The sequence below is a fragment of the Alkalitalea saponilacus genome (assembly GCF_900168165.1).
In the GTDB taxonomy this organism is placed as follows: Bacteria; Bacteroidota; Bacteroidia; order Bacteroidales; family Marinilabiliaceae; genus Natronoflexus; species Natronoflexus saponilacus.
On the sequence record NZ_FUYV01000002.1, the window covers coordinates 223,960 to 239,814 of the forward strand.

Below are 15,855 nucleotides of genomic sequence, written 5' to 3' on the forward strand. Positions count from 1 at the left end.
TAACGGCTTACAGCAAACTAGCACCTTGTTTAACATTAATTAACTTGATATTTCATGAGGTTCTAAAGATGTTTCAGCAAGATTATTGAAAACAGCCGACTTCAGAACAGCTTAAACGGTTAGTTAATAGTATCTTTTTAATCTTTTTAGTGCAAAAATTAAATAAAAATAGCTGCACAATACTAATGATAGATCGTTAGACTTTTCCCGAGAGATTAGAAATTAGAAATTAGAAAGAAGCATCTTTTTAATTTTAAGCAATTTACAAACCTAACAGTTAATTCCCTATCCACTTGGTAATCAATCAAACAAATAAGATTAATGAACTATTATACTAATAGACCTTAAGTGCAAAATTTCATCCGTAAATAATTAGTTTAAGTTATTGGCCGAATGGAACTTCCATGAGTTGTTGTTTTCATATACTTGTTGTGAGTTACTCACTCATGGGCGTTTCATCAGGAAGTTAAAAGGGTCTGATTCTGAAGTCCAGAAAGATCAAACGCAAAAGAATCGAGGGATTTCAAGGCATGACCGGCTGCATTTTGCTGTGCTTCTTTTTTTGACGCCCCATTTCCTTCCCCAATCACTTGACCATCTATACAAGCTTTGGCTATAAAAGCTGTTTCCCGGGAAGGCAAATTTGGGTGATGCTCTTCAGTTATAAAATGGATGTCGCATCTGTTTTTTTGTGCCCATTCGATGAGAAGTGACTTAAAATTGGTATCGTTCTCTACAAGCGTCTCCTCATCGTTGAAGTGCTCCATGATACCGGAAAGAATAAATGAGCGGGCGCATAAATAACCCCGGTCAAGATAAACGGCTCCAATTAGCGCTTCGAGGGCATCACCTGGTATATGGGTTTGAGCCAGATCATTCAATGGCTGAGTTTTAATGAGTTTATTCAGCCCCATTTTTGCAGCCAAATGATTAAGTGTTGTTCTATTTACAATGCGGGAACGCATTTTAGTGAGGGCTCCCTCATCTTTTTCGGGGAAACGCATGAACAATTCATGCGCAACAACTGCGCTCAACACAGCATCCCCAAGGTATTCGAGTCGTTCATTGTTTACAGGCATGCCAGATTCATCGCGCTTCATGAGGGATTTATGCTGAAATGCCAAACGGTAGTATTCCAGGTTTTTTGGATAAAACCCCGTTATTTTATGGATTAAACAAGAAAACTTCTTACCCTTTCGGGTAAGAAGTTTTACTGATGTGAATAAATCTTTTAACACAATGTTATTCAATAGCTTTAAACGCCACAGACGCGTTGTGACCACCAAATCCAAATGTGTTGGAGATTGCTACCCTTACCTTGCGCTCCTGTGCTTTATTAAAAGTTAAATTGAGCTTATTATCAATATCAGGATCGTCTTCAAAATGATTAATGGTTGGGGGAACAATTCCGTGCTTAATCGCGAGAATCGCAGCAATGGATTCAACAGCTCCGGCAGCACCTAAAAGGTGCCCGGTCATTGATTTGGTTGAACTAATATTCAATTTGTAAGCATGTTCGCCAAAGATGTCCTTAATGGCTTTGGTTTCTGCAATATCTCCCAGTGGTGTAGCAGTACCGTGAACGTTAATATAATCAACCTCTTCAGGTTTAATATTACCGTCGCTGATGGCTTTTTCCATCACTTTTTTGGCACCCAACCCTTCGGGATGTGGTGCTGTGAGGTGATGTGCATCGGCTGTCATTCCAGCCCCAGCTACTTCACAGTATATTGTCGCACCTCTGCTTACAGCATGTTCGTACTCTTCAAGGATTAAAGCTCCTCCACCTTCTCCCATCACAAAACCGTCTCTGCCTTTGTCAAATGGACGCGAGGCTGTGGCCGGATCGTCGTTTCGGGTAGAAAGCGCCTGCAAAGCATTAAATCCGCCAACGCCTGCTTCATTAATGGCTGCTTCGGAACCTCCTGTTATGAATACTTTTGCCTTACCCCACCTAATTAGGTTAAAGGCGTCGGCAATTGCATGAGTTGAAGACGCACATGCTGAAACGGTACCATAATTTGGTCCCCGGAATCCGTATTTCATAGAAATATGACCGGCCGCAATGTCCGAAATCATTTTAGGAATAAAAAACGGGCTGAACCGGGGAGTTCCGTTTCCTTCAACGTAGTTACGAACCTCCTCCATGAATGTGATAATCCCTCCAATACCTGCACCCCAGATAACCCCGGCTTCATCGGGATCAACTTCTTCGGGGTTTAAACCGGAATCCAGAATTGCCTGCTCAGAAGCCGCCATGGCATACTGAGCAAACAAATCTAATTTTCTGACTTCCTTACGATCCAGGTAATCAGTAGGATTGAAATCCTTTACCTCGCAAGCAAATTTAGTTTTGAAATTGGTGGTGTCAAATCGAGTGATAGGGCCGGCTCCGCTCACTCCTTTGCAGAGGCTGTCCCAATATGCATCAATGGTATTACCAATGGGCGTAATGGCACCTAGCCCGGTTACGACTACTCTTTTTAACTCCATAAATAAATTTTCAGAAATACTAATTTACTGTCTTACTTGGCATTCTCTTCGATGTATGCAATAGCATCACCTACTGTGCTGATGTTTTCAGCCTGATCATCAGGAATAGCAATGTTGAATTCTTTTTCGAACTCCATGATCAGCTCAACAGTGTCAAGAGAGTCAGCACCAAGGTCGTTGGTGAAGCTTGCTTCTGCAGTAACTTCTGTTTCGTCAACGCCTAACTTGTCTACAATAATTGCTTTAACTCTTGATGCAATGTCTGACATAGCTTTAAATTTTAAGTTAATAATTCAGTTTTGTTTGAAAAAATAATTGTGCAAAGAAAAAGATTTGTGGAAAATAAATCAAATATTCTTCGAACGAAATTCTTTTTAAGGGTTCTTTTTATATATTTTTATGGTTTAAATCAGCTTCAAACCACAACACTAAAACACTCATAATGAAAAACATAATCATACTTGCATCGGGCTCGGGAACCAATGCAGAAAATATTATAAAATATTTTAACAACAGCACAACGGCAAAGGTCACCTGGTTGTTATCGAACAAAGAAGACGCCTATGCGATTACACGCGCTAAAAACCTAAACATCAACACACTTACATTCACCAAAGAGGAGTTTTCCAATTTAGATAAAGTTCTGCATTTTTTAATTGAAAAGCAACCGGATCTTATTGTTTTAGCGGGATTTCTGTTATTGGTGCCTTCAAAAATCGTTAGAGCTTTCCCAAACCGCATTGTTAACATCCATCCGGCACTTCTGCCCGCATATGGAGGAAAAGGCATGTACGGGGAGCATGTTCACAAGGCAGTTATTGAAAACAAAGAGAACAAATCAGGAATTACCATTCATTTCGTGAATGAGAATTACGATGAAGGGGATATTATTTTTCAGGCTTCATGTTCCATAAGTAAAAATGACACTCCGGAATCGCTGGCTGAAAAAATTCATGAATTGGAACATGCGCATTTTCCGAAAGTGATTGAAGGATTGTTGGGTTAGGAAAGGGAGACTGGAGACTGGAGATCGGAGACAGGAGACTGGAGACTGGAGATCGGAAATGAAGAGCAGCGAAATTCCACTTAGCGGAACCGGAAAAAAGGTTAAAGGGTGGGACGGTTGGTAGGTTGGAAAAGGGAAACAGGAATTTACTGACAATTGACCACTGGTCATTGTTCACTGTTCACTGTTCACTGATCACTGGCCATTGACAAAGGAATCTGTCTTAACTCATCCATCAGGGGGCGGATGTATTCAAGGTATCGTTCCATATTTTCTTCGCTGATGGGATCAACAGGAGGCGCTTCGATGCTTAAAGGGTCAACAGGCTGTCCATTCTGAAACACTCTGAAATCGAGATGAGGACCCGTAGCCAATCCGGTTTGCCCTACATATCCGATCAACTGTCCCTGCTGTACATGTTGTCCTTTATGCAAGCCCCGCGCAAAGCCCTGTAAATGCATATATACAGTAGTGTAAACACTGTTGTGACGAATTCTCACAAAGTTACCACCTCCACGGTTATCCCACCCGCGCGCCACAATGGTGCCATCACCAATGGCATATACAGGCGTACCGGCCGGCGCCGCGTAATCCACTCCATGATGAGGACGATAGATTCTTAAAACCGGGTGAAAACGGTTATTACTGAATCGGGAACTAATTCGGGAAAAATTGAGAGGTGCTTTCAGGAAGGCCTTTCTAAGACTGTTTCCTTCCTCATCAAAATAACTCCACACGCTGTCCTCTTTATATCGAAAGGCAAAAAAATCGCGTCCTTTATGCACAAAATGGGCAGCATACACTTCCGAGATTCCAACAGATACTGTATCCACATAAGTTTCATCATAGAGAATCCTGAAATTATCTCCTCTTTCTATACCAAAGAAATCCACCGTCCATGCATAGATTTCCGACATTTCAATGGCCAACATCGGGTTTAAATTATTGGCACGCATGGCGTTCCAAAGGCTGGAGTTAAGCACCCCGGCACCGGATTTCCTAACTGTACGGATGGGCTTTTTATCCCGGTAAATTTTTAATGAGTCCGTCAACTGCATAACAAGGTAATCCGTATTATTAATCTCATAAACAAACCACTCTGGATTTCTTAAGGAGTCGGGACTAAAAAAGACGGTATACGGATTTCCTGCCCTGATGCGGCGAACATCAAACAAATCGCGACTGTTTTCAGCCAAATTGTGAATAGTAGAGTAATCAACATCATTGGCTAAAAGGATGGATGCCAGATTTTGGTTTCTTCGCACCGAACCATGCTCAATATGAAAAGAGTCTTCAATGAAACCATACAGCATGGGAGGTGGAGGAAGCGGGGGTAGCTCCTCGATAAAAGTAGAATCCTGCAAACTGATATTTAAATCGTTAATTGCACGCCAATGGCGAACATATATGGAAATTAAAATGATAATGATGACTAAAACAGCTGAAGTAATAATAAGTTTCTTCATATTTTCAATAGATTGTTAATGCCGATATAATCGGCACATCCTTTAATGTCTAAGGGCGTTTCGCTATGTTTCTGAAATCTCTTTGTTGTGGCTAAGATTAATAAAATGACATAATAGAACTCAATGTGAAATATCAAAACCGTTCAAAAATAAAAAAAGTATACTGAATAATCCATATTATATTGAGAAACCAACATAAGATATCTTCATCTCCCTTTAATGGTATCAAAACCCTGTCCGTAAACACCCATCACACTTCCCATGGTTATAAACGCATCGGGGTCTATTTGTTTTATGAGCCGAAAAATAACCTGACTGTCGCTTTTTCTGGCAATTACCATCAGCACCTTAACCTCTTCACCTGAATACCCTCCTACACCGGGCAGTACTGTCAACCCACGCTTGGCTACATGAATGATGTGATGCCTAAGTTCTTCATGTTTTTTTGAAAAGATGAAGAACTGCACAGTCTGCTTGTTTCCACTGATCACCATATCCACCGTGTAGGCCAGAATGGCCATGGAGACGAAACCATAAATCATGGTTTCTATGGATTGAAACAGTAAAAAAGAAGAACTGATGATAACGGAATCAATGTATAACAATAATCGTCCCAAACTGATGTTTCGGTATTTATTAATCATCAGGGCAATGATATCTGAGCCACCGGTGCTGCCTCCATTCAAAAAAAACAATTCCGCTTCCTGCTCCTGCAAGAATACTCCCGGTTAATGTTGCCATAAACTTTTCAGACACCAGTGGTTCTGTTATGTATATGGAAATTATGGAAAGGAAGAGAGAGAAAAGTGCAATGCAATAGATGGTTTTAACACCAAATTTTGCCCCAATCACTTTCATGGATATTAAAATAAGCGCTACATTCATGACAAATGCCAGCAAACCCACATCCATTCCTGTGGCAAAATGAAAAACGGTGGCAATGCCCGTGACACCACCACCGATGATTTCAGAAGGAATGATAAATCCCGCCCACCCAATGGTGCCAATGGCCAAACCAATGGTTAGAAAAATATAGGATTGAATCTCCTTCCTGATATCTTTAAACGTCATTACCCCACCACAATATTTATGATTTTTCCGGGTACTACAATAATCTTTTTCACCTGTTTGCCTTCAATCCATTTTTGGGATTGCTCATTTTCAACTGCTGCTTTTTCAATTTCCGGCACTTTCATGTCGGCAGGAAGCTCCAGTTTAAAACGCATCTTTCCGTTGAAGGAAACAGGATACAACACAGAACTCTCAATCAAATGACCGGCATTAAACTCAGGCCAATTTGCATCGCAAATGGAGCCTGAATTGCCAAGCTTTTGCCACAACTCCTCTGCAATGTGTGGCGCAAATGGCGCCAACAACACCAATAAAGGCTCCAAAATGGCTTTTTTATGACATTTTAAATCGTTCAAATCATTTACGCAAATCATAAATGAGCTCACAGCAGTGTTGAACGAGAATCGTTCAACATCGTCGGCTGTCTTTTTGATGGTACGATGCAACACTTTCAACTCATCCTTATTGGGTGCTTCATCGGTCACGATAAATTGACCTTCGCGGTTGACAAACAATCGCCAAAGCTTGCGCAGAAATTTATGTACTCCGTCAATCCCGTTGGTATCCCATGGTTTCGACTGTTCCAATGGCCCCAGAAACATTTCGTAAAGCCTTAAAGTATCGGCACCGTATTGCTCCACAATGGTGTCGGGGTTTACCACGTTATACATCGATTTGGACATCTTTTCTACTGCCCATCCGCAGATGTATTTTCCGTCTTCGAGGATGAATTCTGCATCTTTATACTCAGGATTCCATGCTTTAAAGGCTTCAATATCCAGAACATCGTTATGAACGATGTTCACATCCACATGAATTTCCATCACATCGTAATCCTTCTTCAGGTTCAGGGATACAAATTGATTGCTCCCCTTAATCCTGTAAACAAAGTTTGAACGCCCCTGAATCATTCCCTGATTCACCAGTTTTTTGAATGGTTCATCTTTACAAACCTCACCAATATCGTACAAAAACTTATTCCAGAACCTTGAATAAACCAGATGGCCGGTAGCGTGTTCAGTTCCTCCGATATACAGATCCACATCCTGCCAATAGTTGTTGGCCTCTTTGCTGACCAGCGCATCGTTGTTTTTTGGATCCATGTAACGCAGGTAATAAGCCGATGAACCGGCAAATCCGGGCATGGTATTCAACTCCAGAGGATGCCCATCCTCTGTTTTCCAGTTTTTGGCCCGCCCCAATGGAGGCTCTCCCTTTTCGGTTGGCAGATATTTATCAACTTCAGGCAGTTCCAGAGGAAGTTTCTCAAATGGAAGCATGTTTGGCATGCCATCTTTATAATAAACCGGGAAAGGTTCGCCCCAATATCTCTGTCGGCTGAAAATAGCATCGCGCAAACGATAATTCACTTTCACCTGACCAATGCCTTTTTCAGTGATGTATTGTTTGGTTTTTTCGATGGCATCGGGAACATCCAACCCATTAATAAATCCGGAATTAATCATATAGCCCTCCTTGGAGTCGATGGAATCGCTCCAGGTTGAGGTGTCGGCAGGCTCCTCCCCTTTTGGCACCACCACCTGTGGAATGGGCAGATTGAATGTACGGGCAAAAGCAAAGTCGCGACTGTCGTGCGCCGGTACCGCCATAATAGCGCCGGTACCGTATCCGGCCAGTACGTAATCACTAATCCAGACAGGAATTTCCTGATTATTCAGAGGATTTATGGCATACGAGCCGGTGAATACACCGGTAACTCTTTTCACATCTGTTTGTCGCTCACGCTCTGTGCGTTTTTTGGTTTCTTCGAGATAGGCGTCCACGTCTGCTTTATGTTCCGGTTTTGTGAGTTGCTGAACCAACTCACTTTCCGGTGCCAGCACCATAAAAGTGACGCCAAAAACCGTGTCGGCACGGGTTGTGAAGATTTTCATCTCCACTTCGGAATCTTTTACAGGAAAAATCATTTCAGCCCCTTCAGAGCGTCCAATCCAGTAACGCTGAATCTCTTTAAGAGAATCGCTCCACTCAATGGTATCCAGCCCGGTAAGCAAGCGTTCCGCGTAGGCGGAAACGCGCAACAGCCATTGCTTCATGCGCTTTTGTTCCACCGGATGTCCGCCTCTTTCTGAGAAACCATCTTTTACCTCATCATTTGCCAAAACCGTTCCCAACGCCGGACACCAGTTAACCATGGTGTCGGCCAGGTAAGCCAAACGATAATTTAAAAGAATCTCCTGTTGCTCTATTTCAGATTTACTCTTCCATTCCGATGCGGTAAAAGTAAGCTCTTCTGTTTGATTAGCGTTGATGCCTTCCGTTCCATTTTTCTCAAAATGGCTGATTAAGTTCGTTATGGGCATGGCTTTTTTTGCATCATTGTCGTAATAATGCTCAAACATTTTAACAAATGCCCATTGAGTCCATTTATAATAGTCGGGGTCGCAGGTTTTTACCTCCCTGTCCCAATCGTACGAAAATCCTATTTTGTCCAGTTGCTCGCGATAGCGGGCAATGTTCTGCTCAGTGGTGATGGCCGGATGTTGCCCGGTTTGAATGGCGTACTGTTCTGCCGGAAGGCCATAGGCATCATAGCCCATGGGGTGCAAAACATTAAATCCATTTAATCGCTTATAACGGCTATAGATGTCGGAAGCAATATAACCAAGTGGATGCCCCACATGAAGTCCCGCTCCCGAAGGGTACGGGAACATATCCAACACATAAAACTTTGGCCTCGACGGGTCGATTTCTGTTTTGTAGGTTTTATTATCAACCCAGTACTTTTGCCACTTACGCTCAATTTCATTAAAATTGTATTCCATAACCGGTTTTGCAGTAAAAATTTCACTTTTATATTAAGTTGCGAATTTAGAAAAAAAATAGCACTCAGAAGATATTTAGCCTTTAATAGTACGTGAATTAAAAACAGCTTAAGCTGTTTTTAGTGCATTTCTATCACAATAATTATATGACAATAGACGAACTAAACCAAAAACGGGGAATCAAAGACAGGCTTCAGTTTTCAGAAGAGAATGGAATGCCTGTTGCAACCATCACCAACAACCTATGCACCTGCAAGATATCCATCTATGGCGCACAGGTTTTATCATTCATCCCTGCAAACTCTAAAAACCTTATATGGGTTAGTGAAGCAGCGGTTTACGAACCGGGCGTTGCCATCAGAGGGGGAATTCCCCTTTGCTTTCCATGGTTTGGCCCACATGAGGAAAACAATACTTTCCCAAAACATGGATTTGCACGCCTATTGTTCTGGAATGTGGATACAACTGAGCAGCTGATAAGCGGAGAGACAAAAATCTCATTGTCGCTTACTGACAATGACTACACTCAACAATATTTCCCGTTCAGTTTTAAATGCACCCTGGAAATAACTGCCGGCAAAGAACTGATGATGAAATGGACCACTCTGAACAACAGCAAGGAGTCTTTTAAGGTTTCCAACGCTTTGCATACCTATTTTAATGTGGGAAACATCCACGAGGTGAGCATTTCCGGACTGGAGAACCTCCCTTTTATGGAGGAAATCCGTTCGGATGACCCGTTTTCAGGAGAGTCTTCTCCCTTGAAATTCACAAGAGAGACCGACAGAACCTACACAGACACCACCAATTCATGCAAAATCAGAGACCCTTCATTAAAGAGGAGTATTTTGATGAAGAAAAGTGGTAGTAATTCCACCGTGGTATGGAATCCGTGGGCTGAACTATCCAACAAAATGCAGGATCTGAAAAGCGATGACTTTAATCAATTTGTCTGTGTGGAAGCAGCCAACGTACTTCATAATGCCGTATTTATTGAACCGGGTGAGGAACATTGTATGACGATGGTGGTTGAGGAGGAGGAAAACGGATAGAAGGAGACCGGAGAACGGAAAACGGAGATTAAGCACTGCGGAATTCCGCTTAGCGGAACCGGAAAAAAGGTACAAGGGTTGGAAGGTAGAAGGGATGATAGGTCAAGAGGTTGAAAAATGGGAGATTTTTGGGTATTGGAAAACGGAAATAAAGCTTAGTGAGGTTCCGTAATTCGGAACGGGAGATGGAAAAGTTTTTAAACCATATAAGGGTTTTGCATTGGCTTATTATGGAGGAAAGGTTTATACTTTATTTTTAGTAATAACCCGGGGCTTGACCACCGGGTTATTTATGTTTCTCAATCACTAAAGAAATAGCAAACCTGATAAAATCGACTTAAATAGATTGATACGCATACTGAAAAACATATGGTTGCACCAACTGATCGTAATCTTTGTAACTCATTTGGATGAGCTCCATGTGGTTTCCGGCATTGAATGAGATGTTTTTCTGGCGTGTTAATTTTTCGGCCACAAAAACAGGGATGTTCCACAAATTACCGAAAGGCGGCATGGCTCCAACTTCGCAGTGAGGGAAAACATCTTTAAATTCACTTTCCAGAGCCAAACGCACCTCTGTTGCATCAAAATACTCTTTGAAGGCAGAGAAATTTATTCTGGTGGAAGCCGGAAGCACGGCCATCACCATTTTTCCATCCACTTTAACCATTACCGTTTTGGCAATTTCGTTACCAGAGATGTGCGTTAAAGCGGCAATTTTCTGCATGGTATAGGCTTTTGAATGAGAAATGGTAAGATACCTGATACCATGTTTGTCCAAATAATTCTTTAAAACTTGTACCGGCATAAGAGTAGGTTTTTCATATTAAAAAAGAATGACTTACGCAATGCCTGAATGAAAACAGACAGATTCTCAGATGAGGAATTACACCAAATACCCTTTCTCAATAGATCGTTAGATTTTTAGAATATTAGATGTTAGATAATGTCAATCCATTGATTTCAAGCACATTGAACCTTACTCACACTGCTTCGCATATCCTTATAAATCAAGCAAATAAAAAGGTTAAACGAACCAATATTTACCCAATGCCGTATTTAATAAAGTTACAAAACAGATGTGCCAATGGTCAACTATTTTGCTCTGCTTAACACTTCCCAAATTGTGCTTTAAATATGGCATTCGAAAAAAGAGAAAAAAGATTGTAGCAATAGGATAAATTATCTATTTTCGCAGTCAGAATTAAATGGTCCCATAGTTCAATGGATAGAATACTGGATTCCGGTTCCAGCGATATGGGTTCGAATCCCGTTGGGACCACCAAGACACATTTCAAAACAGATCAAAACGCTGTAAATCGATTGATTTACAGCGTTTTTTGGTTTTAGGGAAGTCGGCTCTACGGCTCCAGAGTCCACTCCCGCCTCCGCGAAATGTGCTACTTCATCGCTTTTACAAAATATGCGCCGGATAAACGCAGGTAGAACCAGACTAGTAAAAAATTACTGACGACACTATTTGTCGTATTGAATGAATAATTTTGCAGACAGTTATCTGAATCTCCGGGTTCGTAATTAAAGAGTGAAAACATTATGACAGAATACTCCATTTTTAGAGAAGAAGTACAACGATGCCATTCCCTACATTCCCACAACAACCAACGCTCATATCGCCTTTTTTAAAAGCTTTATCACCTTTTTTTTATCAATCATTTTCGTAGCAAAAAATATAAAAGAGGTAGTGACAGTATGCATTGGTTTTGTGATATGTTGGATTAGGAAGTTTGACGCACTAAACATCTTGCATTCCTGAGAAATAACTAATGTATTTGGATGTTTTGTTACCGGAGCAATTATTGTCGGAGGTAGCAAAGTGTCCATCAAACTATTCTAAGAGCTGATGTATGTTAAAGGCATATCAAAAACCCCGAAAATATCAACTCCTTAAAAATACTCTCAGTATTGATGTTTGTTCGGGAATGCTATTCCATTCACTAATCTTTTGTTTAAGCTTTTACGAACGATTTATTATTCCTGGGGGATTGCTTTTCCATTAAATGATGGTATATTTGTATGTAAAATCATTCACTAAGATCAAAATAATCGTTTTATGACTGATAAGTCATTCGATGCATGGAATTCCATGAGCGATAAAGCGCTGGCCGATCACATAGGGTCATTTGTCAGGCATCACCGCATGGAGATGAATAAAACGCAGGATGAACTGGCTACAGCAGCCGGCATAAGTCGTTCTACCTTGAGCTTACTGGAAAGGGGTGAAACGGTAACCGTTACCACGCTTTTGCAGGTTTTGCGGGTTTTGGATCAATTACAGGTTCTAAGTGCATTTGAAGTAAGAGAAACATTGAGTCCTTTGGCACTGGCTAAATTGCAAAAAGAGAAGCGTCAAAGAGCAAGAGGATCATCAAAAAAGAAAGCAAATCCAGAAGAAACCGATTGGTAAGCCATGGAAGTAGCAGAAGTAAAAATATGGGGAAAATTGGTTGGTGCCGTAGCGTGGGACAAAGAAAATGGGTTTTCAACCTTTGAATATGACCCTGCATTCAAGCAATTGGGCTGGGATTTGGCACCTATTAAAATGTCAGTTTTCGATAATCGAAGTCAGTTTTCATTTCCTGAACTAAAAAAGGATAAAAACTCGGTATACGATACCTTCAAAGGGTTACCGGGTTTATTGGCAGATGCATTGCCCGATAAATACGGAAACCAGCTAATTAATCTGTGGCTGGCACAACAAGGACGACCACAGGATGGTATGAGTCCCGTTGAGATGCTCTGTTTTATTGGAACAAGGGGCATGGGGGCACTTGAGTTTGAGCCTGCGGTGCTTAAAGAAAGTAAACGTAGCTTTTCTATTGAAATAGACAGTTTGGTTGCAACTGCACAAAAAATGCTGGGTCAGCGCGAAGCATTTACCACCAATCTAAATAAAGACGAAGAGCATGCTGTTTCAGAAATTTTAAAGATAGGCACTTCGGCCGGTGGTGCCCGTCCAAAAGCCGTTATTGCCTGGAATGAAAAGACCGGAGAGGTAAAATCAGGCCAAACCAAAGCACCCAAAGGCTTTGAGCATTGGCTCATCAAGCTTGATGGGGTCAGTGACGTACAGCTTGGTGGCAGTCATGGTTACGGCAGAGTAGAAATGGCCTACTACAATATGGCAACAGCTTGCGGTATTGAGATGATGCCATCGCGGTTGTTGGCAGAGAACGGAAGGGCGCATTTTATGACCAAACGCTTCGACCGCGATGGAGGAGAAGTAAAGCACCATGTACAAACTTTCTGTGCCATGAAGCATTTTGATTACAATTTGGTAAACAGTTTTAGTTATGAGCAGCTCTTTCAATGCATGAGGGAGTTAAAACTTACTTATGCTGATGCAGAGCAAATGTTCAGGCGGATGGTATTTAATGTCATTGCCCGGAATTGTGATGACCACACCAAAAATTTCTCCTTTTTATTAAAGCAAGGAGGCAATTGGGAATTGGCCCCTGCCTATGACTTGTGTCATGCCTACCGCCCTGGCAGTGAATGGGTCAGTCAGCATGCTTTAAGTATCAATGGCAAACGAAAAAATATATCAAAAGCCGATTTACTGATCATTGGAGAATCCATAAGATGTAAAAAAGCTTCTGATATTGTTGATGAAATTAACGATACTGTAAATCAATGGAAAACATTTGCTGAGAATGCTGATGTAAGCCCCGGTTTACGAGATAAAATAGCCACCACCCTTTTAAAGTTTAAAAAATGACAATAGTTCGTTTAGTGTTTCTATTTAGTTGATTATCAGATGTATATAAATTTATTACCGGTCCGCACAATTAGCTGATAATAAGAAGCTTGCTTGTATCTAATATCTGATAATCTAAAAGTCTAACGATCTATTGAAATGAGATGTAAGTGAAAAATCAGACGAAAAGGAAGTCAGAGGCATCTAATCGTCTTTCCCAACTATTCTATCTGTTTAAAATATAACACTCTTCTTGTCTATAACAGATAATAGAAAACAAATTTAAACAGTTACTAAGTCGTATGCATACCACTCATAATTTATATCACTTCATCAAAGCTTATAAAACCAACCATCGTTTTTTCATCCTTTCTTATTAAATTTAACCCTCATTATATTGATTTTATATGAACATCGCCCAAATAGAAGAGAACCTGAGCAAACTGATTGCAAACATAAACAAAGAATCCTTTATTTATGATTTGCTTTTGGCATAGGGGTTGCCAAAAGCCTCCATCACTCGTCTGCAGAAAGGAAACCTCAACATGGCAAAAAATAGTGGGGAAATTTCCTGGAAGAAAAAACTCTTTTTCAGAGAAGAATTCAATGGCGATTTACATTTAACCATTTCAAAAATTGAGAAAGAATTAACTCACAGCCAGCGTTTTGTAATTGTCACCAATTACGAAACCCTATTGGCGATTGACACCAAAACAGACGACAGGCTGGATTGTACTTCAACCGACCTGCCAAAGCATTACGACTTCTTTCTTCCCTGGGCAGGGATGGAAAAAGCCAGGCATCAGAACGAGAACCCTGCTGATGTTAAAGCTGCCGAAAAAATGGCCCTGCTTTTTGACGTCATAAAAAAAGACAATCCCGATAACTCTCCTGAGTTCATTCACCAACTCAATGTCTTTTTATCAAGGTTGCTCTTCTGCTTTTTTGCTGAGGATACCCACATCTTTCTCGAAAATCAGTTTACCAATGCAGTGGCTTCACACACACAGCCCGATGGCAGCGACCTGAACAACTACCTGGACAAACTCTTTACCGTAAAACCAACGCACGCATCTTCCGGAATACCTCAAAGCCTTCCCTTATGTGAATGGTGGTTTGTTTCGCGATAACGTTCCGTCTCCAAAATTTTCCCGCAGCTCAAGAGCTGCAATCATCAGCAGTGGCGATCAGAATTGGAGCGCCATTAACCCCGACATATTTGGGTCAATGTTCCAGGCGGTGATTGATGTGGAGCAACGTGGAAGCCTCGGACAACACTATACATCAGTATCAAACATTATGAAAGTGATTAAACCACTCTTTCTGGATGATTTGTACAAAGAACTGGAAAAAGCCGAAGAAATTAAAAACGAGGCCTCCCGCAAAAAAGCCCTTTCACAATTGCTGAACCGCATTCACAAATTAAATATATCTGTATTACCGTATATGGATTTTTAGGAGTAATACAGTTATTGAATAGTCACCATGCATTAAACCAACCAATACTTCAACCTCATAGAATAATGAATCTGATTTTGTATTTTTGACTTATGGACAATAAACAGATTAAAATATTCAAGAGCGATGATGGCTCAACTGAAATTGAAGTTCAAGTTGATAATGATACTGTTTGGCTCAATCAATATCAAATTTCAGATTTGTTTCTTACCGATAGAACTTCTATTGGTCGTCACATCTCTAACATATACAAATACAAAGAATTAGACGAACACTCAACTAGTGCAAAAATTGCACAAGTTCGAAAAGAAGGAAACAGAACTGTAAATCGACAAATTAGTTTATATAATTTAGACGTAATTCTATCGGTTGGATATAGAGTAAACTCAGATAGAGGAAGACAATTTAGAGTTTGGACAAATAAAATCCTAAGCGAATACTTATTGAAGGGTTATGCACTGAATGAAAGAAAACTAAAAGAGCAAAACGAACAACTCAATCAACTAAAACAGTCAGTAGAAATATTGGGTAATGTTTTAAATCATAAGACTTTATCAAATGATGAAAGCATTGGATTATTAAAAATAATTGCTGACTATGCCTATGCTCTGGATATTTTAGACCAATACGATTATCAAAAACTTGAAATAAAAAACACTTCCGGTAAAGAAATATATCAGTTAACATATGACGAAGCTATCACGCAAATAAGAATTGCAAAAAAAGCTCATGGAAATAGCGATTTATTCGGACGTGAAAAAGACGATTCGTTTAAAAGTTCAATAACGACAATTTCAGACATTTGACG

General features: G+C 40.6%; 15 protein-coding genes and 1 tRNA gene. 8 read left to right on the forward strand and 8 right to left on the reverse strand.

The features are described 5' to 3' along the window. Positions 1 to 458 precede the first annotated feature (458 nt). From rnc to B5X70_RS03005, 3 genes are read right to left on the reverse strand one after another with little or no spacing between them, the layout of a single operon-like run. Positions 459 to 1,283 carry a ribonuclease III gene (gene rnc, locus B5X70_RS02995; protein WP_317045056.1) on the reverse strand — a complete coding sequence of 275 codons (825 nt, stop codon included), beginning with the start codon at positions 1,281 to 1,283 and terminating at the stop codon, positions 459 to 461. Beyond that, entirely contained in the window at positions 1,243 to 2,493 is a 1,251-nt protein-coding gene (fabF, locus tag B5X70_RS03000; protein WP_079556387.1) for a beta-ketoacyl-ACP synthase II, read from the reverse strand. Before fabF ends, rnc begins: the two co-directional genes overlap by 41 nt. A 32-nt stretch (positions 2,494 to 2,525) precedes the next feature. Then, positions 2,526 to 2,762: an acyl carrier protein gene (locus B5X70_RS03005; protein ID WP_079556388.1), complete on the reverse strand. Its 237-nt coding sequence runs from the start codon at positions 2,760 to 2,762 to the stop codon at positions 2,526 to 2,528. Positions 2,763 to 2,935: 173 nt separating this feature from the next. On the opposite strand from B5X70_RS03005, the gene purN reads away from it, so the two are divergent. Next, positions 2,936 to 3,499 carry a phosphoribosylglycinamide formyltransferase gene (gene purN, locus B5X70_RS03010; RefSeq protein WP_079556390.1) on the forward strand — a complete coding sequence of 188 codons (564 nt, stop codon included), beginning with the start codon at positions 2,936 to 2,938 and terminating at the stop codon, positions 3,497 to 3,499. A gap of 188 nt (positions 3,500 to 3,687) precedes the next feature. Here the strand turns inward: purN and B5X70_RS03015 are convergent, their stop codons facing one another. From B5X70_RS03015 to leuS, 4 genes are all read right to left on the reverse strand, one after another. Further along, positions 3,688 to 4,965, reverse strand: coding sequence for a M23 family metallopeptidase (locus tag B5X70_RS03015; protein WP_079556391.1), 1,278 nt, complete (start codon positions 4,963 to 4,965; stop codon positions 3,688 to 3,690). 206 nt (positions 4,966 to 5,171) lie between these two features. Beyond that, complete coding sequence (locus tag B5X70_RS18250) at positions 5,172 to 5,609, reverse strand: YitT family protein (protein WP_234995069.1); 438 nt, start codon at positions 5,607 to 5,609, stop codon at positions 5,172 to 5,174. Further along, positions 5,602 to 6,036, reverse strand: coding sequence for a YitT family protein (locus B5X70_RS18255; protein ID WP_234995070.1), 435 nt, complete (start codon positions 6,034 to 6,036; stop codon positions 5,602 to 5,604). The genes B5X70_RS18250 and B5X70_RS18255 overlap by 8 nt, the downstream gene beginning before the upstream one ends. Next, a complete protein-coding gene (gene leuS, locus B5X70_RS03025) occupies positions 6,036 to 8,822 on the reverse strand; it encodes a leucine--tRNA ligase (RefSeq protein ID WP_079556392.1) in 2,787 nt (928 codons plus the stop codon). The genes B5X70_RS18255 and leuS overlap by 1 nt, the downstream gene beginning before the upstream one ends. Positions 8,823 to 8,968: 146 nt before the next feature. Here leuS and B5X70_RS03030 point away from each other — a divergent pair, with 146 nt between their 5' ends. Next, positions 8,969 to 9,874: a D-hexose-6-phosphate mutarotase gene (locus B5X70_RS03030; RefSeq protein ID WP_079556393.1), complete on the forward strand. Its 906-nt coding sequence runs from the start codon at positions 8,969 to 8,971 to the stop codon at positions 9,872 to 9,874. A 337-nt stretch (positions 9,875 to 10,211) separates the two neighbouring features. On the opposite strand, the gene B5X70_RS03035 is transcribed toward B5X70_RS03030, so the two are convergent. Continuing rightward, a complete protein-coding gene (locus tag B5X70_RS03035; protein ID WP_079556394.1) occupies positions 10,212 to 10,682 on the reverse strand; it encodes an aminoacyl-tRNA deacylase in 471 nt (156 codons plus the stop codon). A 402-nt stretch (positions 10,683 to 11,084) separates the two neighbouring features. Between B5X70_RS03035 and B5X70_RS03040 the strand changes: the two genes are divergently transcribed. The 6 genes from B5X70_RS03040 to B5X70_RS03065 all read left to right on the forward strand — a co-directional run bounded on the left by B5X70_RS03040 (position 11,085) and on the right by B5X70_RS03065 (position 15,853). Further along, positions 11,085 to 11,159 (forward strand) — tRNA-Arg (locus tag B5X70_RS03040). Positions 11,160 to 11,945: 786 nt separating this feature from the next. Further along, positions 11,946 to 12,299: a helix-turn-helix domain-containing protein gene (locus B5X70_RS03050; protein ID WP_079556397.1), complete on the forward strand. Its 354-nt coding sequence runs from the start codon at positions 11,946 to 11,948 to the stop codon at positions 12,297 to 12,299. A 3-nt stretch (positions 12,300 to 12,302) separates the two neighbouring features. Beyond that, positions 12,303 to 13,610 carry a type II toxin-antitoxin system HipA family toxin gene (locus B5X70_RS03055; RefSeq protein ID WP_079556398.1) on the forward strand — a complete coding sequence of 436 codons (1,308 nt, stop codon included), beginning with the start codon at positions 12,303 to 12,305 and terminating at the stop codon, positions 13,608 to 13,610. Between the two features lie 524 nt (positions 13,611 to 14,134). Then, a complete protein-coding gene (locus B5X70_RS18140) occupies positions 14,135 to 14,719 on the forward strand; it encodes a type IIL restriction-modification enzyme MmeI (RefSeq protein ID WP_198314163.1) in 585 nt (194 codons plus the stop codon). Next, positions 14,694 to 15,047 carry a type IIL restriction-modification enzyme MmeI gene (locus B5X70_RS18145; RefSeq protein WP_198314162.1) on the forward strand — a complete coding sequence of 118 codons (354 nt, stop codon included), beginning with the start codon at positions 14,694 to 14,696 and terminating at the stop codon, positions 15,045 to 15,047. The genes B5X70_RS18140 and B5X70_RS18145 overlap by 26 nt, the downstream gene beginning before the upstream one ends. Before the next feature lie 92 nt (positions 15,048 to 15,139). Then, on the forward strand, positions 15,140 to 15,853 hold the full coding sequence (locus B5X70_RS03065; protein WP_198314161.1) for a virulence RhuM family protein: 714 nt from the start codon (positions 15,140 to 15,142) through the stop codon (positions 15,851 to 15,853). Positions 15,854 to 15,855: the final 2 nt, after the last annotated feature.

Excerpts from the sequence above, each read along its gene's own strand:
- fabF (WP_079556387.1), bottom strand. The coding sequence starts at position 2,493 with ATGGAGTTAAAAAGAGTAGTCGTAACCGGGCTAGGTGCCATTACGCCC.
- B5X70_RS03005 (WP_079556388.1), bottom strand. The coding sequence starts at position 2,762 with ATGTCAGACATTGCATCAAGAGTTAAAGCAATTATTGTAGACAAGTTA.
- purN (WP_079556390.1), top strand. The coding sequence starts at position 2,936 with ATGAAAAACATAATCATACTTGCATCGGGCTCGGGAACCAATGCAGAA.
- B5X70_RS03015 (WP_079556391.1), bottom strand. The coding sequence starts at position 4,965 with ATGAAGAAACTTATTATTACTTCAGCTGTTTTAGTCATCATTATCATT.
- B5X70_RS18250 (WP_234995069.1), bottom strand. The coding sequence starts at position 5,609 with ATGATTAATAAATACCGAAACATCAGTTTGGGACGATTATTGTTATAC.
- B5X70_RS18255 (WP_234995070.1), bottom strand. The coding sequence starts at position 6,036 with ATGACGTTTAAAGATATCAGGAAGGAGATTCAATCCTATATTTTTCTA.
- leuS (WP_079556392.1), bottom strand. The coding sequence starts at position 8,822 with ATGGAATACAATTTTAATGAAATTGAGCGTAAGTGGCAAAAGTACTGG.
- B5X70_RS03030 (WP_079556393.1), top strand. The coding sequence starts at position 8,969 with ATGACAATAGACGAACTAAACCAAAAACGGGGAATCAAAGACAGGCTT.
- B5X70_RS03035 (WP_079556394.1), bottom strand. The coding sequence starts at position 10,682 with ATGCCGGTACAAGTTTTAAAGAATTATTTGGACAAACATGGTATCAGG.
- B5X70_RS03050 (WP_079556397.1), top strand. The coding sequence starts at position 11,946 with ATGACTGATAAGTCATTCGATGCATGGAATTCCATGAGCGATAAAGCG.
- B5X70_RS03055 (WP_079556398.1), top strand. The coding sequence starts at position 12,303 with ATGGAAGTAGCAGAAGTAAAAATATGGGGAAAATTGGTTGGTGCCGTA.
- B5X70_RS18140 (WP_198314163.1), top strand. The coding sequence starts at position 14,135 with ATGGCAAAAAATAGTGGGGAAATTTCCTGGAAGAAAAAACTCTTTTTC.
- B5X70_RS03065 (WP_198314161.1), top strand. The coding sequence starts at position 15,140 with ATGGACAATAAACAGATTAAAATATTCAAGAGCGATGATGGCTCAACT.